This window comes from Bordetella genomosp. 9, assembly GCF_002261425.1.
GTDB lineage: Bacteria > Pseudomonadota > Gammaproteobacteria > Burkholderiales > Burkholderiaceae_B > Bordetella_C.
In genome coordinates, this window is record NZ_NEVJ01000001.1 from 150,087 (window position 1) to 164,904 (window position 14,818).

The 14,818-nt window shown below is 67.0% G+C and carries 13 protein-coding genes and 1 pseudogene; 3 read left to right on the top strand and 11 right to left on the bottom strand.

What is annotated here, in order from left to right; translation table 11 throughout:
• Positions 1-25: 25 nt before the first annotated feature.
• The 8 genes and pseudogenes from hprK to CAL26_RS00705 all read right to left on the bottom strand — a co-directional run bounded on the left by hprK (position 26) and on the right by CAL26_RS00705 (position 6,378).
• Complete coding sequence (gene hprK, locus CAL26_RS00670; protein ID WP_094845044.1) at positions 26-952, bottom strand: HPr(Ser) kinase/phosphatase; 927 nt, start codon at positions 950-952, stop codon at positions 26-28.
• Positions 953-965: 13 nt separating this feature from the next.
• On the bottom strand, positions 966-1,421 hold the full coding sequence (locus CAL26_RS00675) for a PTS sugar transporter subunit IIA (protein ID WP_094845045.1): 456 nt from the start codon (positions 1,419-1,421) through the stop codon (positions 966-968).
• Positions 1,422-1,726: 305 nt separating this feature from the next.
• Positions 1,727-2,053 carry a ribosome hibernation-promoting factor, HPF/YfiA family gene (gene hpf, locus CAL26_RS00680; protein ID WP_094845046.1) on the bottom strand — a complete coding sequence of 109 codons (327 nt, stop codon included), beginning with the start codon at positions 2,051-2,053 and terminating at the stop codon, positions 1,727-1,729.
• Between the two features lie 249 nt (positions 2,054-2,302).
• A complete protein-coding gene (gene lptB, locus CAL26_RS00685) occupies positions 2,303-3,091 on the bottom strand; it encodes an LPS export ABC transporter ATP-binding protein (protein ID WP_094845047.1) in 789 nt (262 codons plus the stop codon).
• 84 nt (positions 3,092-3,175) lie between these two features.
• Positions 3,176-3,970 carry a lipopolysaccharide transport periplasmic protein LptA gene (gene lptA / locus CAL26_RS00690; RefSeq protein WP_373454428.1) on the bottom strand — a complete coding sequence of 265 codons (795 nt, stop codon included), beginning with the start codon at positions 3,968-3,970 and terminating at the stop codon, positions 3,176-3,178.
• A gap of 95 nt (positions 3,971-4,065) precedes the next feature.
• A pseudogene (lptC, locus tag CAL26_RS00695) lies at positions 4,066-4,710 on the bottom strand (LPS export ABC transporter periplasmic protein LptC); the annotation flags it as partial.
• Positions 4,711-4,783: 73 nt separating this feature from the next.
• The gene (locus CAL26_RS00700; RefSeq protein WP_094845049.1) at positions 4,784-5,392 is read right to left on the bottom strand and encodes a KdsC family phosphatase; all 609 of its coding nucleotides are present in this window, start codon (positions 5,390-5,392) and stop codon (positions 4,784-4,786) included.
• Positions 5,389-6,378 carry a KpsF/GutQ family sugar-phosphate isomerase gene (locus CAL26_RS00705; RefSeq protein ID WP_094845050.1) on the bottom strand — a complete coding sequence of 330 codons (990 nt, stop codon included), beginning with the start codon at positions 6,376-6,378 and terminating at the stop codon, positions 5,389-5,391. Before CAL26_RS00705 ends, CAL26_RS00700 begins: the two co-directional genes overlap by 4 nt.
• A 162-nt stretch (positions 6,379-6,540) precedes the next feature.
• Between CAL26_RS00705 and purT the strand changes: the two genes are divergently transcribed.
• Positions 6,541-7,776, top strand: a complete 1,236-nt coding sequence (gene purT / locus CAL26_RS00710) for a formate-dependent phosphoribosylglycinamide formyltransferase (protein WP_094845051.1) — start codon at positions 6,541-6,543, stop codon at positions 7,774-7,776.
• Between the two features lie 69 nt (positions 7,777-7,845).
• Here purT and CAL26_RS00715 read toward each other — a convergent pair whose 3' ends face one another.
• Together CAL26_RS00715 and CAL26_RS00720 are read right to left on the bottom strand one after the other, a co-directional pair.
• On the bottom strand, positions 7,846-9,486 hold the full coding sequence (locus tag CAL26_RS00715) for an ABC transporter substrate-binding protein (RefSeq protein ID WP_094845052.1): 1,641 nt from the start codon (positions 9,484-9,486) through the stop codon (positions 7,846-7,848).
• A gap of 583 nt (positions 9,487-10,069) precedes the next feature.
• A complete protein-coding gene (locus CAL26_RS00720; protein WP_086062906.1) occupies positions 10,070-10,303 on the bottom strand; it encodes a hypothetical protein in 234 nt (77 codons plus the stop codon).
• A gap of 389 nt (positions 10,304-10,692) precedes the next feature.
• On the opposite strand from CAL26_RS00720, the gene CAL26_RS00725 reads away from it, so the two are divergent.
• Entirely contained in the window at positions 10,693-11,922 is a 1,230-nt protein-coding gene (locus tag CAL26_RS00725; RefSeq protein WP_094845053.1) for a CaiB/BaiF CoA transferase family protein, read from the top strand.
• 125 nt (positions 11,923-12,047) lie between these two features.
• Entirely contained in the window at positions 12,048-13,565 is a 1,518-nt protein-coding gene (locus tag CAL26_RS00730) for a 3-hydroxyacyl-CoA dehydrogenase (protein WP_094845947.1), read from the top strand.
• 84 nt (positions 13,566-13,649) lie between these two features.
• Here CAL26_RS00730 and proB read toward each other — a convergent pair whose 3' ends face one another.
• A complete protein-coding gene (gene proB / locus CAL26_RS00735) occupies positions 13,650-14,786 on the bottom strand; it encodes a glutamate 5-kinase (protein WP_094845054.1) in 1,137 nt (378 codons plus the stop codon).
• Positions 14,787-14,818: the final 32 nt, after the last annotated feature.

Sequence of the window (14,818 nt, forward strand, 5' to 3'; positions counted from 1 at the left end):
CGTGCCCGCGGGCGTTACGCCCGGCTTATTTGCTGTTCTGCAGGATCGCCATCGCCTGGCGTTCCATGAACTCGCCCAGCGTATCGATGCCGCGCAGTTTCAGGATGGTATTGCGCACGGCGGCTTCGACCAGCACGGCCAGGTTGCGACCCGCGGCCACCTGCAGCATCACTTTGCGGATCGGCAGGCCCAGCATGTCCTGCGTGATGTCCTGCAAGGGCAGCCGTTCGAACTTGTCCTGCGCCGTTGCGCGGACCAGATGCACGATCAGCTTCAGCCGCATCTTGCGGCGCACCGACGTCTCACCGAAGATCGTGCGGATATCCAGCAGGCCCAGTCCGCGGACTTCCAGCAGATTCTGCAGCAGGGACGGGCAATGCCCTTCGATCATGTTCGGCGCGGTGCGGGACAATTCCACCGCGTCGTCGGCCACCAGGCCGTGGCCGCGTGAAATCAGCTCCAGCGCCAGCTCGCTCTTGCCCAGGCCCGATTCGCCGGTGATCAGCACGCCGAGCCCCAGCACGTCCAGGAACACGCCGTGTACCGTGGTGGTGGGCGCCAGTTTCTTGCCCAGGTAGATGCGCAACAGATCGATCAGCTGCGCCGCGGCCACCGGCGTGCTCAATAGCGGCACCTGGTGTTGTTCGCATTGATCGATGAGGTCCTGCGGCGCGGTCAGGCCATCGGCCAGCAGGATCGCCGGCACGCCGCCGATCAGCAACTCATCCATGTGATGCATGCGGCGGCGCAGGTCGAAGCGCGTGTAATACGCCAGCTCTTCCTGCCCGAACACCTGGATGCGCGACGGGTGGATCAGGTTGAGGTGGCCGACCAGATCGGCGGCGGCCATGCCGTCGTCCGGAACGACCCGGTCCGCCGCGCCTTGTCCCGCGATCCAGTTGAAGGGGATATTGTCGGCGTTGTCGTCGACCAGTTCCTGGACGGTAAGCATGGCGATGGAGAGATCAAAGAGTGCCGGTCGTCAGCATGCGATGGACGGCCACGGGATCGGTTTCCGTGGTCAGGGCTTCGCGCAGGGGCTTGTTGGACATCAATTGCGCGAGCTCCGCGAGTATATCCAGGTGCTGCTGCGTGGCGTTTTCCGGGACCAGCAGGAACAGCAGCATGCTGACCGGCTGGTTGTCCGGCGCGTCGAAAGGTACGGGGCGAGACAGGCGGAAAAAAGCCGCGACGGCCTCGTTCAGGCTCTTGACGCGGCCATGGGGCACCGCCACGCCCTGGCCCAATCCTGTGGAACCCAGGCGCTCCCGGGCGAAGAGACTGTCGAACACGGTGGAACGCGCCAGGCCGTGATGGTTTTCGAAAAGCAGACCAGCCTGTTCGAATGCCCGCTTCTTACTGGTGGCCAGCAGGTCAAGCACGACATTCCCTGCGGGCAGGATGCGGGGCAGATGATTCATGATTCGATTATATGTTCATACGCCGCAACGCAAAAAAACAGCTGTGGCGGCAAGGTGACGCTTCATGCCGGGACAGTCGGGTGCGTACCTGTACCAGGGCGGATGGGGCGGTCGGGGGGATTTGATGCGGAGGAGGCGTGTGGCGGCAGGAGCGAAAGCCAATGGATTCAGCTGCTGCGGTATTCGGCAAGGCCGATGCCCCGGAACATTTGCGCTCCGCGGGACATCGGTGCTTTGGAGGTACGTTGCGCGTGTGGCGCGAACTTATCGCTCGTCAACGAGCGTTCGTGAGCGCGGGTGCGGCGTCAGGCGGCCGCTACGGGTAGTCGCTTCACGGACTCGGTGGCGTGGCTCTGGACCTTATCCTTGTGCTTGATGACCTGACGGTCGATCTTGTCGGCAAGCAAGTCGATGGCGGCGTATAGGTTTTCATCCTGCGCTTCGCAATGGATGTCCTTGCCTCGTAGCCTCATGGTGACTTCGGCCGCATGTCGCAGCGGTTCCACGGAGAGCATGACTTGCACATCGATGATGTGATCAAAATGCCGTAGAGCTCGGGCCAATTTGTTCACTACGTACTCCCGGATGGCCGGGGTGACGTCGAGATGACGACCGCAGATGCTTAGATTCATAGTGCAATCTCCTTCTGCCAAGAAAAGGTTGGTGCGCACAACGCGCGGGAATTTACGTGATCGATCTCCTTGTTGCGTTGCAGGCGGGCCGTGGGCCCACCCGGGGGCAGGGACTGCTTGCGTTCCCATCCGCGCCGTGGCGGATCAGGTCGAAACCGCAGCCTGTAATCCTAGTGTAAAGACTCCAACGGGCTTTTCAATCCGTCCCCGAAAGAACTTCGGATGTGGATCAAACGCCGAGGGGCACGGTTACATACGGAAGTGCTCGCCCAGGTAGACGCGGCGCACGGCGGGGTTGCCGACGATGTCCTCGGGGTGCCCGTCGGTCAGCACCTTGCCTTCGCTGATGATGTAGGCGCGGTCGCAGATGCCCAGCGTTTCCCGCACGTTGTGGTCGGTGATCAATACCCCGATGCCGCGGCTTTTCAGGAAGCGCACGATGCGCTGGATTTCGATCACCGCGATGGGGTCCACGCCGGCGAAGGGTTCATCCAGCAGGATGAAGCGCGGGCTGGTGGCCAGCGCACGGGCGATTTCCACGCGGCGCCGCTCGCCGCCGGACAGCGAGATGGCGGTATTGCCGCGGATATGGCCGATCTGCAGCTCTTCGAGCAGCAGTTCCAGGTTTTCGCCGATCGCCGCCGCCGAGATCTGCCGGCCGCGTTCATCCACCTGCAGTTCCAGCACGGCGCGGATGTTCTGCTCCACCGTCAGGCGGCGGAAGACCGAGGCGTCCTGCGGCAGGTAGGAAACCCCCAGGCGCGCCCGCTTGTGGATGGGCAGGCCGGTGATGTTCTGATCGTCGATTTCGATACGGCCGGCTTCCGCCGGCACCAGGCCCACGATCATGTAGAAGCTGGTGGTCTTGCCCGCGCCGTTCGGCCCCAGCAGGCCCACGACCTCTCCGCTGTCGACCGAGAGCGACACGTCCTGCACGACGGTGCGGCCGTGGTATGTCTTGCGCAGGCCGATCGCCCGCAGGCTGCTGGTGCGCGCGGTGGACGGGGTCTGGGCTTGGGGTGTGGCTTGCGTGATCATTGGGGTCGATTCGGATAACTGGATGACGGCGGCGCGCGCCGACCGCGCCAGTGGCCCCTGGGGGACCGCTGGCGGCCGTGAGGATCAGGGCTTGACGGCGGACTTGCCGGAGGACGCGTTGCCGGAGGACGTGTTGCCGCCGGCTGCGCCGTTGCGTCCGGCGCCCGACGTGGACGGCGTGGCGCCCTTGCCGGCGGCCGGCTTGCCGCCCTGCTGCGCCCGGCATTCCGCGATGGCGGCGTCGGTGCGCGCGCGCGGCTCTATCACGGAGCGGACACGGCCGGCCGGCGCCGCCGATTCGGGGCCGCCTATGGCTTCATAGGTGCCGGCCTTGTCGTTGTATCGGACTTTCTGGCCGCGTATGGTATCGAAGGGCTTGCCGCAGATGTAACGCGTGACCACCGCCTGACCGATCAGGTCGAAGATGCTCTTGGTGCCGTCGTATTCCGCGCGGCGGCCCACCCCTTCGATGACTTCGAAGTTTTCCGGCCGTTCCTGCCGCACCGTGACCATCTTGCCCGGATTGGCCAGGGCGGTGCCGTACTGGTTGCCCTGGGCGTCTTCGCGCATCTGCAATTCGTCGGAATGCAGGGTCATCAGGCCGCGCGTCATGATCACGTTGCCCGTGAATACGCTGGTCTTCTTGACGTCGTCGTAATGCAGCTGTTCCGACAGGATGACCGTGTTTGGCTCTTCCGCCGGTGTCTGGGCGTTGCCCTTGCCGGACGCGCCGGCGGTCTTGCCGGCCGGCGCCGATGCGGCGGGCGCGGCGGGGGCGGCCTGCGCATGGGCACCCGCGCTGGCGACGGCGCCGGCCACGGCCAGCATGGCACCCGTCAGCCAGGCGGACGGCAGGCATTTGCGAAGTTCGATCATCATTGTTTTTTTACGGAGGCGTGAGCGGGGGCCTGCGCGCGCGCGGCGGCGCCGGCAGGCGGTTGTGAATCGGAGCGCGGCGCGGGCGAGCCATCCGCGGGTGGGGATTGATTGCCGTTCTGTCCCTTGGGCCGGCTCTTGGCGTCATCCTTGCCGCCGGAGCGCTGGGTGTCCGCGGGCGCGATTTCCACGTTGGTGGACGAGAATACTTCCAACTGGCGGGTCTTGTTGTTGTACTTCATCCCCGTGCCGTTCATGCGCGATTGGCCGCGCGTGACCAGGGCCGGCAGCGTGGTGCTGATGGTGTCTTCGTCGGGCAGGATGACCAGCTGTTCGCTGCGGACGTCCAGCGGCGGGGTGTCCGCGTCCGGCTGCCGGTGCATGTGCGCGTCCTTGTCCATGACGATGCGCTTGCCGCCCTGGTACATGGTGGCGGTCTGCGACGTGGCGACGGTAATGGGCGTGTTGGGCCGCAGGCCGACCGCGCGCGGATTCGTCACGACGTAGGAGTCGTCGTCCGGATAGTGTTCGCCGTAATCGCCTTCCATGCGGTTGATGGGCTTGCCGTCTTCGCCGGTGCGCACCATGACGAAATTGCGCGACCAGGCGTCCATTTCATGGGTCAGGCGGCGCGGCGGATCGATGGGCACGGCGCGTTGCGTATAGTCGGCGGCCCACCAGGTCCCGACGACCAGGACGAGCAGCAGGAACAGGGCGATGAGCGACGGGAAGCGTTCTTTCATTCGATACGGAAGGTTCGGTGCCCCGCGAGGTCGTGGCCGGTGATGGACGGGGGTGGCTGCATGGCGGCGCGCTTCACTGGATGGCCCCCGGGCCCAGCAGGCCGGGCGACGCCAGCAGCGCGCCCAGGCGACCCTGGCAGGCCAGCAGTATGTCGCAGCATTCACGTACCGCGCCGCCGCCGCCAGGATGGCTGGCCACCCAGTGCGCGCCCTGCGCGACATAGGCCGGCGCGTTGGGCACGGACGCCGCGAAGCCGGCGCGCTGCATGGCCGGCAGGTCGATGATGTCATCGCCCATGTAGCCGGTCTGGTCCAGGGAGACGCCGACGCGCTGCGCCAGCGCCGCCAGCGCGGCGCCTTTGTCGCGCACGCCCTGCATGACTTCCGCGATGCCCAGCTCGGCCGCGCGCCGGTCCACGATGGGGCCGGATCGACCGGTAATCAGCGCGACGTTCACGCCGCCTTCGGCCAGCAGGCGCAGACCGTGGCCATCCAGTGCGTTGAATCGTTTGAACAGTTCCCCGTGCTCGCCGTAGTACAGGCTGCCGTCGGTCAGCACCCCATCGACGTCGAAAACCATCAAGCGCACGGCGGCCGCCCGTTCCTTGACGATGGGCTGCAGGCGCGCCAGGATCAGGGCTTCTGCCGGGTGAGCGGAAAGGGCGGGTGCGATCATGTTCATACTACCTTGGCGGCCATCAGGTCGTGCATATGCAGGGCGCCGATCAGCGCGCCCTGTTGATCCAGGACGAGCATCTGGCTGACGCGCAGTTCGTCCATCTGCTGCGCGGCGACCACGGCCAGCGCATCGGCCGGGACGGTATGCGGGGAACGCGTCATGCCGTCGATGATCTTCAGACCGCGGATATCCCCGTGGCGTTCAATCAGCCGGCGCAGGTCGCCGTCGGTGAAGATGCCCAGCGGGTGCCGCCGGGCATCCACGACCACGGTCATGCCCATGCGCTTGGCGGACATTTCTTCCAGGGCGCGCGACAGCGGCGCGTCGGCGGGCACCATGGGCAGCTCGTCGCCCTGGCGCATGACGTCGCGCACGTGGGTCAGCAGGCGGCGCCCCAGCGTCCCGCCGGGATGCGAGCGGGCGAAATCCTCCGGACCGAAGCCGCGGGCTTCCAGACAGGCCACCGCCAGCGCGTCGCCCAGCGCCAGCGCCGCGGTGGTGCTGGCGGTCGGCGCCAGGTTCATGGGGCAGGCTTCCTGGGCCACGCTGACGTCCAGGTGGATATCCGCCTGCCGCGCGAGTTCCGACGATGGATTGCCCGTCATCGCCACCACGCCGGTGCCCAGCCGGCGCACCGCCGGCAGGATGGTGAGCAGTTCGCCGCCCGATCCGGAATAGGAAATGGCGATCAGCACGTCGTCCGGCGTGATCATGCCGAGATCGCCGTGCACGGCTTCCGCCGCATGCAGAAAAAACGAGGGCGTGCCGGTGGACGCGAGGGTCGCGGCCACCTTGCGGGCGATGTGCCCCGTCTTGCCGATGCCGCTGACCACCACGCGGCCGCGGCAGTTCAGCAGCATGTCGACCACGCGGGCGAAGGTATCGTCCAGGCGGGCTTCCAATTCAAGCAGGGCTTGCGATTCGATGCGCAGCGTGCGCCGGGCCGAGGCCAGCGCCGCGTCCGGGGAAATGGCGGGAAGGGCATTCATGGGACGATTTTAATCGCAGCGCGGGAATTACCGCCGTCCGCCGGTGATCCCGTCGCGATCTTTCCGTCACGGGGCGGCCGGTTGCCCGCCCCCGGGGCCTATGGCATGCTGGCAGGCCCTCCCCGCACGGGCCGCGGCCCGGATTTTCGAACAGGCTTACCCATGTCCACCACGTCCACGATTGCCGCTCCCCGCTTCGGCACGCCGCTTACCCCCGCCGCCACCCGCGTCATGCTGCTGGGCGCCGGCGAACTGGGCAAGGAAGTCGTCATCGCGCTGCAGCGGCTGGGCGTGGAAGTGATCGCCGTGGACCGTTACGCCGATGCGCCCGGGCAGCAGGTCGCCCATCGCGCCCACGTCGTGTCCATGACGGATGCCGACGCGCTGCGCGCCGTCATCGAGCAGGAGCGTCCCCACGTGGTCGTCCCCGAAATCGAGGCCATCGCCACGGATCTGCTGGTGGACCTGGAAGCGGCCGGCACCGTGCGCGTCACGCCGACGGCGCGGGCCGCGCGCCTGACCATGAACCGGGAAGGCATCCGCCGCCTGGCGGCCGAAACCCTGGGCCTGCCGACGTCGCCGTACCGCTTCGTCGATACCGAAGCCCAGCTGCGCGAGGCCATCGACGGCGGCATCGGCTATCCCTGCGTCATCAAGCCGGTGATGTCCTCGTCCGGCAAGGGCCAGTCCGTCATCAAGGGGCCGGATGACGTGGCCGCCGCCTGGCGCTACGCCCAGGAAGGCGGCCGCACGGGCGCCGGCCGCGCCATCGTGGAAGGCTTCATCCGTTTCGATTACGAGATCACGCTGCTGACCGTGCGCGCCCGCGCCGCCTCCGGCGAGGTCGAAACCCGTTTTTGCGACCCCATCGGGCACAAGCAGGTGGACGGCGATTATGTCGAAAGCTGGCAGCCCCATCCCATGTCCGCCACGGCCTTGCAGCGCGCCCGCGATATCGCCCTGGCCGTCACCGGCAACCTGGGCGGCCTGGGCCTGTTCGGCGTGGAATTGTTCGTGGCCGGCGACCAGGTCTGGTTTTCGGAAGTCAGCCCGCGGCCCCATGACACGGGCATGGTGACCATGATCACCCAGGTGCAGAACGAGTTCGAACTGCACGCCCGCGCCCTGCTGGGCCTGCCGGTGGACGTCACCCTGCGCCAGCCCGGGGCCAGCGCGGTGATCTACGGCGGCGTGGACGCCGGCGCCGTCACCTTCGACGGCGTCGCGCGGGCGCTGGCCGAGCCCGGCACCGATATCCGCCTGTTCGGCAAGCCGGAATCCTTCGTCAAGCGGCGGATGGGCGTGGGGCTGGCCACCGCGGACACCGTGGAAGCCGCCCGTGAAAAGGCGCTGCGCGTCGCCGGCGCCGTCTCGGTGAAGGCCGCGGCGGGCGCCTGACGCGAAAACGCCCCCGGACGGCATTGCCGCCCGGGGGCGCCCGGCCGCCGCGAGGCGGCGTCCCGCGTGCTACTTGGCCTTGCCGTTGCCGTTGTCCGGCTTGGTCGACATCGCCAGCGTGTACTGGTCACGCCGCCCTTCGTAGCTGATGCCCTTCCGGTAGGCCCACAGGGTGCTCTCGAAGTGCAGGGGGATCAGCGGCACGTCGGCCAGGGCGATCCTGGTCGATTCCTCCAGCAGCTTGCGCCGCTGGTCGGCGTCCACCGTGACCGCCGCCTGGCGATACACCTTGTCGAAGGCCGGATTGGAATAGCCGCCGTAGTTGCTGGTGCCCAGCGAGTTGGCGGCGTCCAGCGACGCGACCCACAGCTGGAACAGCGCCGACGCCTCGCCCACTTCCGAAGGCCAGCCGCCCATCGAGAAACTGAACTCCTTCTTGGCGCGCTTGGGGAAATAGATGGATGCCGTCATGGCATCCACATTCGTCTTGATCCCGATGCGCGACAGATATTGCGCGACCGCCTGGGCGACCTGGCCGTCATTGATATAGCGGTCGTTGGTCGACGAAATGGTCAGCTCGAACCCATCCGGATAGCCGGCGTCCGCGAGCAGTTTCTTGGCCGCCACGGGGTCGTACTTGATTTCGGGCGCGTGGGCCAGGCCGCCGAACATGCCGTCCGGCATGTACTGGTAGGCGGGCGTCGCCATGCCGTCCATGATGCGTTGCGTGATCGCCTTGCGGTCGATCGCCATATTGATGGCCTGGCGCACGCGCAGGTCCTGCAGCGGGTTCTTGCCGTTGGCGGCCTTGACGAACGGACTGGGATTGCGGCCCACGTCGGGCTGGAAGAACACCAGCCGGGTGGAAGGCGTGGCCACGAAAGCGAATTTGGGATTTTCCTTCAGGCGCTGGAGGTCGCGGGCGGCCGGGTTTTCGATCAGGTCGAAATCGCCGGACAGCAGGCCCGTCATGCGCGGGCCGGCGTTCGGCACCGGCACCATCTTCACTTCCTTCCAGTACGGCTTCGGGCCCCAGTAGTGTTCGTTGCGCACGAGCTCGATGCCCGTGCCCTTCACATAGGACTTCAACACATACGGGCCGGTGCCGATGGCGTCCTTGCCGTTATTGAAGTCCACCACGGTAGGCCAGGGACCCGTCACGCCGCAGCCTTCCTTGGGCGCGAAGGTCAGCTTGCCGTGCGGCACGATGCCGTTCCAGATGATGGGCAGCGAGCGCGCGACTTCGGCGGGCATGACCGGCAGGGGCTGGCGCGTCTTGATGATGACGGTGTAGTCGTCCGGCGTCTGCACGTCGGTGAACATCTGCGTCAGCGTGGCGTACGAGCTGGAGATGTTGGTCTCGTTGTTCAGCGTGCGGCAGATCGTGAACAGCACGTCCTGCGACGTGAAGGGCTTGCCGTTGGAGAACGTGACGTCATGGCGCAGCTTGAATTCCCAGGTCAGGTCGTCCAGGTTCTTCCAGGATGTCGCCAGCGACGGCACCAGGTTCATGTCGGCGTCGCGCGAGATCAATGAACTGTAGACGTGGGCGGAGAAAGCATCGTTCGCCGTCATCTTGTGATAGTGAGGATCGGCGGACGTCGGCTCGGCCGACAGGGCGATTTTCAGGGTTTGCGCCTGGGCCGGGATGGCGGCGGCGATACCGACGCTGGCGCAAAGCAGCGCCAGGGCGTGACGGGTGGACAGCATGGATGTACTCCGCGAAGAGGCGAGCGATAACGGCGGGCTCGCCGGTAAGGCAGCCTAGCGGGTCTCCGGCCGCTGGCCCCGCGACGGGGCGGCCCAAAGATGCAACAGCAACCAGCTCATTATCAGACTATCGCCGAAGCGGGCGATTATCGTGACCGCGTGGAAACGCTGTCAATGCGCGTTAGCCAGAAGATGCGGACGGCCGGCGCTTTGGCTGGGCCACATAAGGCAAATGGCCGGCATCGCGCATGCAACGAAGCCTGTTGCGCGATGCCGGCCATTGCGGCGCGGCGATACTGCTTGCAATGCTTACCGAGGATTGCTCTGCTGCACTGCGTACTGCTCACTGCTTCCTACATCACTGCGTACTGCTCACTGCTGTACTACTCTCACTGCTGCACTGCGTGGCCGGGTGAAGCGGCGCGACCGGGGCGGCTTCCGCATCCCGCGGTTCATCGACCGGATTGCTCAACGGCTGATGCTTATCGCGGATGCAGGCGCTTCCTGCGGGGTGCCTTCCGGACAGGGGGCGAGCGGTGCGGCTGCTCAGCCGATGTCTGGAATCTTCACCGGCCGGGGCCGATTACCACTGCATGCCGGTGTAGCGGCCGGTTTGCTGTTGCGCACGGCTCATCGTGTCTTGCACTTCTTCGATGAAGTTGAAGAAGGCGCCAACACCATGGGCCACGGCGCGGGCGGCGCGCTTGACGGCGTTGACGGGATGGGCGGCGGGTTGCGTGTTCAAGGTGTTCTCCAGGATGTCGCGTTCGAGGGCGTCGGTAAGACGAAGATTCTGGTTCAGGGCGATGTTGGTCATGGCGTTCTCCGGACTGCTGTCTACTGCTGTTTGCCTGCTTGGTGAAAACCATTATAGGGAAAACCCCTAGTGCGACGCAACAAAAATCTAGGGTTTACCCTAGTGACGTTGTAATAAGACACGACATGGTCCTGCTGTTCCGGAGAATTCCGTTATCTATCAACGACTTGGTTTCCGGGCCCGAGGGTGGGTTGATGTTGCATCGGGGCCGCCGGGCGGCCCCGCGACCCCGGATACGTAACCCGGCCAGTCCGCCGCCGCCTGACGTCCACCTGATGGAATACGCCCGGCGCGGGCCGGGGGTTCCCGGCGGTATGTAGGGCACAATAGCCAATTCCTCCAACCCTTCCGCCACGCTCAGCCTGGCCCTCGCACAAGACCCGGCGTCCATGTCCACTCGTCCCGCTCCGCTCACCGGCATCCGTGTCCTAGACCTGACGCGCGTCCTTGCCGGACCCTGGTGTACCCAGAACCTCGCCGACCTGGGCGCCGAAGTCATCAAGATCGAACGGCCGGGCAGCGGCGACGACACGCGCGGCTGGGGGCCTCCGTACCTGCGCGACGCGGACGGCAACGACACGACGGAGGCGGCTTATTACCTGTCGGCCAACCGCAACAAGCTGTCGGTGGCGCTGGACATCGCGTCCGCGCGCGGCGCGGAGCTGGTGCGCCAGCTGGCGTTGCAGAGCGACATCCTGGTCGAGAACTTCAAGGTGGGCGGCCTGCGCAAGTACGGCCTGGACTACGAAAGCCTGAGCCAGGCCAATCCGCGCCTGATCTATTGCTCGATCACCGGCTTCGGCCAGACCGGGCCCTACGCCAGCCGCCCCGGCTACGACTTCATGATCCAGGGCATGGGCGGACTGATGAGCATTACCGGCGAACGCGACGACCTGCCCGGCGGCGGACCGCAGAAAGCCGGCGTGGCGGTGGCCGACCTGATGACCGGGATGTATTCCGCCACGGGCATCCTGGCGGCGCTGTTCGAGCGCGAGCGCAGCGGCCTGGGCCAGCATCTGGACATGGCCCTGCTGGACTGCCAGGTCGCCATGCTGGCCAACCAGAATCTGAACTACATGACGTCCGGCACGGCGCCGCGGCGCGCGGGCAATGCGCACCAGAATCTGGTGCCCTACCAGGTGTTCGCCGTCAGCGACGGCCACATGATCGTGGCGGTGGGCAACGATAGCCAGTTCCGCGCCTATTGCGGCGTCATCGGCCTGCCCGAGCTGGCCGACGACCCGCGCTTCGCCACCAATCCCAAGCGGGTCGTGAACCGGGACGTGCTGGTTCCCATCCTGGTCGAGCGCATGGCCCTGGGCGAGCGCGACCGCTGGCTGGCGGAACTGGAGTCCGTGGGCGTCCCGGCGGGGCCGATCAATACGCTGGACCAGGTCTATGAAGATCCCCAGGTCCGGTTCCGGCAGATGCGCCGTGAGCTGCCGCATCCGGTGGCCGGGACCGTACCGATAGGCGCGAGTCCCCTGCGCTTTTCCGGCAGCCCGGTGGAATACCGCCGGCCGCCGCCCATGCTGGGCGAGCATACCGAGCAGGTGCTGCGCGACCGGCTGGGCCTGTCGGACAGCGACATCCAGGCGCTGGCGGGCGGCGGCCGGTAGGCCGCGCCCGGCCCCGAAATACGACGAAACCCGCGGTCGCCGCGCGGCCGCTCCGCCGGCACGCCGGACGGCTCATGAGTCACATGCGGAACCACACGCGGAATCACATGCAGGAGACCAACATCATGGCAGGGACGATCAATATCATCGGCATCGTGGGCGCCGGCGCCATGGGGCGCGGCATCGCACAGATCGCGGCCCAGGCGGGCCTGACCGTGCGCCTGTACGACACCAGCGCGGACGCGGTGGCGGCGGCGCGGACCAGCCTGCAGCAGACCTGGGCCAAGCTGGCCGAAAAAGGCAAGCTGACGCCAGAGGCCGCGCAACAGGCCCTGGACCGCATCGTGCCCTGCGCGGCGCTGGCGGACCTGAAGGACTGCCAGCTGATCGTCGAGGCCATCATCGAACGGCTGGACATCAAGCGCGACGTCTTCAAGCAGTTGGAAGAGATCGTGGCGGACGACTGCATCCTGGCGTCCAATACGTCATCGCTGCTGATCACGGCGATCGCGGCGGCCTGCCGCGTGCCGGCGCGCGTGGTCGGCTATCACTTCTTCAATCCCGTGCCCTTGATGAAGGTGGTCGAAGTCATCGACGGCCTGCGCAGCGATCCCGCGGCCGGGGATGCCTTGATGGAGCTGTCCCGCCGCATGGGCCACACGCCGGTGCGCGCGCGCGATATGCCCGGTTTCATCGTCAACAACGCGGGCCGCGCCATGAGCACCGAAGGCTTGCGGGTGGCCCAGGAGTCGGTCGCCAGCTTCGCGCAGGTGGACGCCGTCATGCGCGAGCAGGCCGGCTTCCGCATGGGACCTTTCGAGTTGCTGGACCTGACGGCGCTGGACGTCTCGCATCCGGCGATGGAGTCCATCTATCGCCAGTTTTTCGACGAGCCGCGCTTCCGGCCGTCGCCCATCACGTCGGTGCGGCTGGCCGGCGGCCTGCTTGGACGCAAGGTGGGCGAAGGCTTCTACCGCTACCCGGACGGGCAGAAGCAGGTGCCGGCCGAAGCGGCCGTGCCGGCGCTGCCCGCCGGTTTGAAAGTGTGGGTGAGCGGGGTGCACCCGCAGGGGCATGACGCCGTGGCGGGCCTGCTGGACCGGATGAGCGTGCCGCGCGCGTCGGACAGCCGCGCCCCGGATGATGCGCTGATCGTCGTGACGCCTTACGGCGAGGACATCTCGACCGCGGTGTTCACGCAGGATCTCGATCCCGCCCGCACGGTGGGCGTGGACGCCCTGCATGGCTTCGACCCCAAGCGCCGCCGCACGGTGATGGCTTCGCCGGCCACGCAGCCAAGCTGGCGCGAGGCGGCGCATGCGCTGTTCGCATCGGATGGCGCGCCGGTCAGCGTGGTCGAGGATTCGCCGGGCTTCGTCGCGCAACGCATCGTCGCCACCATCGTCAACACCGCCTGCGAGATCGCGCAACAGCGCATCGCCACGGCGCAGGATATCGACAAGGCGGTGACCCTGGGACTGGGTTATCCGGCGGGACCGCTGGCCATGGGCGATATGCTGGGCGCGGGGCGCATTCTGGAAATCCTGCGCAATATGCAGCGCGTGACGGGCGACCCGCGCTATCGTCCCAGCCTGTGGCTGCAGCGGCGCGTGCAGCTGAAGATGTCCTTGCTGGAAGGCTGATGGCATGCCGCGTGGCGCGCCGGGGCGCTTCTGCGGCGGTGCGCTTATGCGTCGGTGCGGCGCGCGGCCGCCCGGCCGCCAACGCTACAGCACGACCAGATTGTCCCGGTGCACCAGTTCCGGCTCGGTCATGCTGCCCAGCAGCGCTTCGATGCGCGACGACGGCTGGCGCATGATGCGCCGGGCGTCGGCCGACGAATAGTTCACCAGGCCGCGCGCGCATTCGCGGCCGTCCGCATCCACGCAGGCCACGACGTCGCCGCGTTCGAAATCGCCTTGCACGTCGACCACGCCGATCGGCAGCAGGCTCTTGCCTTCCTGCCGCAGCGCGCGCACCGCGCCTTCGTCCAGGACGACGCGGCCACGCAGGCGCAGATGGTCCGCCAGCCATTGCTTGCGGGCCGACCACACCGGCAGCACGGCGCGCAGCTCGCTGCCTATGCATTCGCCTTGCGACAGGCGCACCAGCACGTCGCGTTCGCGGCCCGACGCGATGACGGTATGCGCGCCGCTGTGCGCGGCGCGCTTGGCCGCCAGGACCTTGGTCAGCATGCCCCCGGTGCCGATGCCGCTGCCGGCGCCGCCGGCCATGGCTTCCAACGCCAGATCGCCAGCCTGCGCATGCGACACGAAGCGGGCGTCGGGATGCTTGCGCGGGTCCGCTTCGTACAGGCCGCGCTGGTCGGTCAGGATGACCAGCGCATCGGCCTCGATCAGGTTGGTCACCAGCGCGCCCAGCGTATCGTTGTCGCCGAAACGGATTTCATCGGTGACCACGGTGTCGTTCTCGTTGACGATGGGCACCACCCCCAGGCGCAACAGGGCGAACAGGGTGGAGCGTGCGTTCAGGTAACGGCGGCGATCGGCCAGGTCTTCGTGCGTGAGCAGGATCTGCGCCGTGCGCAGGCCATGTTCGGCGAAGGCCGCTTCGTAGGCTTGCGCCAATCCCATCTGGCCGACCGCGGCGGCGGCTTGCAGTTCGTGCATCACCGACGGTCGCTTGCGCCAGCCCAGCCGCGCCATGCCTTCCGCGATGGCGCCGCTGGATACCAGCACCAGCTGCCGGCCCTGCTTGCGCAGCGCCGCGATCTGCTGGGCCCAGTGGGCGACGGCGGCGCGGTCCAGGCCGCGGCCCTCGTTGGTGACCAGGGTGGATCCTACTTTGGCGACCAGCCGGTTGGCGGCGGCGATGACGGATACGGCGTTGGTATCGGCGGACATGACGAAAGCCGGAACGTAAGCGGGTGGGCGGT

Coding starts and splice junctions, on each gene's coding strand:
- hprK (WP_094845044.1), bottom strand. CDS start 952: ATGCTTACCGTCCAGGAACTGGTCGACGACAACGCCGACAATATCCCC.
- CAL26_RS00675 (WP_094845045.1), bottom strand. CDS start 1,421: ATGAATCATCTGCCCCGCATCCTGCCCGCAGGGAATGTCGTGCTTGAC.
- hpf (WP_094845046.1), bottom strand. CDS start 2,053: ATGAATCTAAGCATCTGCGGTCGTCATCTCGACGTCACCCCGGCCATC.
- lptB (WP_094845047.1), bottom strand. CDS start 3,091: ATGATCACGCAAGCCACACCCCAAGCCCAGACCCCGTCCACCGCGCGC.
- lptA (WP_373454428.1), bottom strand. CDS start 3,970: ATGATGATCGAACTTCGCAAATGCCTGCCGTCCGCCTGGCTGACGGGT.
- CAL26_RS00700 (WP_094845049.1), bottom strand. CDS start 5,392: ATGAACATGATCGCACCCGCCCTTTCCGCTCACCCGGCAGAAGCCCTG.
- CAL26_RS00705 (WP_094845050.1), bottom strand. CDS start 6,378: ATGAATGCCCTTCCCGCCATTTCCCCGGACGCGGCGCTGGCCTCGGCC.
- purT (WP_094845051.1), top strand. CDS start 6,541: ATGTCCACCACGTCCACGATTGCCGCTCCCCGCTTCGGCACGCCGCTT.
- CAL26_RS00715 (WP_094845052.1), bottom strand. CDS start 9,486: ATGCTGTCCACCCGTCACGCCCTGGCGCTGCTTTGCGCCAGCGTCGGT.
- CAL26_RS00720 (WP_086062906.1), bottom strand. CDS start 10,303: ATGACCAACATCGCCCTGAACCAGAATCTTCGTCTTACCGACGCCCTC.
- CAL26_RS00725 (WP_094845053.1), top strand. CDS start 10,693: ATGTCCACTCGTCCCGCTCCGCTCACCGGCATCCGTGTCCTAGACCTG.
- CAL26_RS00730 (WP_094845947.1), top strand. CDS start 12,048: ATGGCAGGGACGATCAATATCATCGGCATCGTGGGCGCCGGCGCCATG.
- proB (WP_094845054.1), bottom strand. CDS start 14,786: ATGTCCGCCGATACCAACGCCGTATCCGTCATCGCCGCCGCCAACCGG.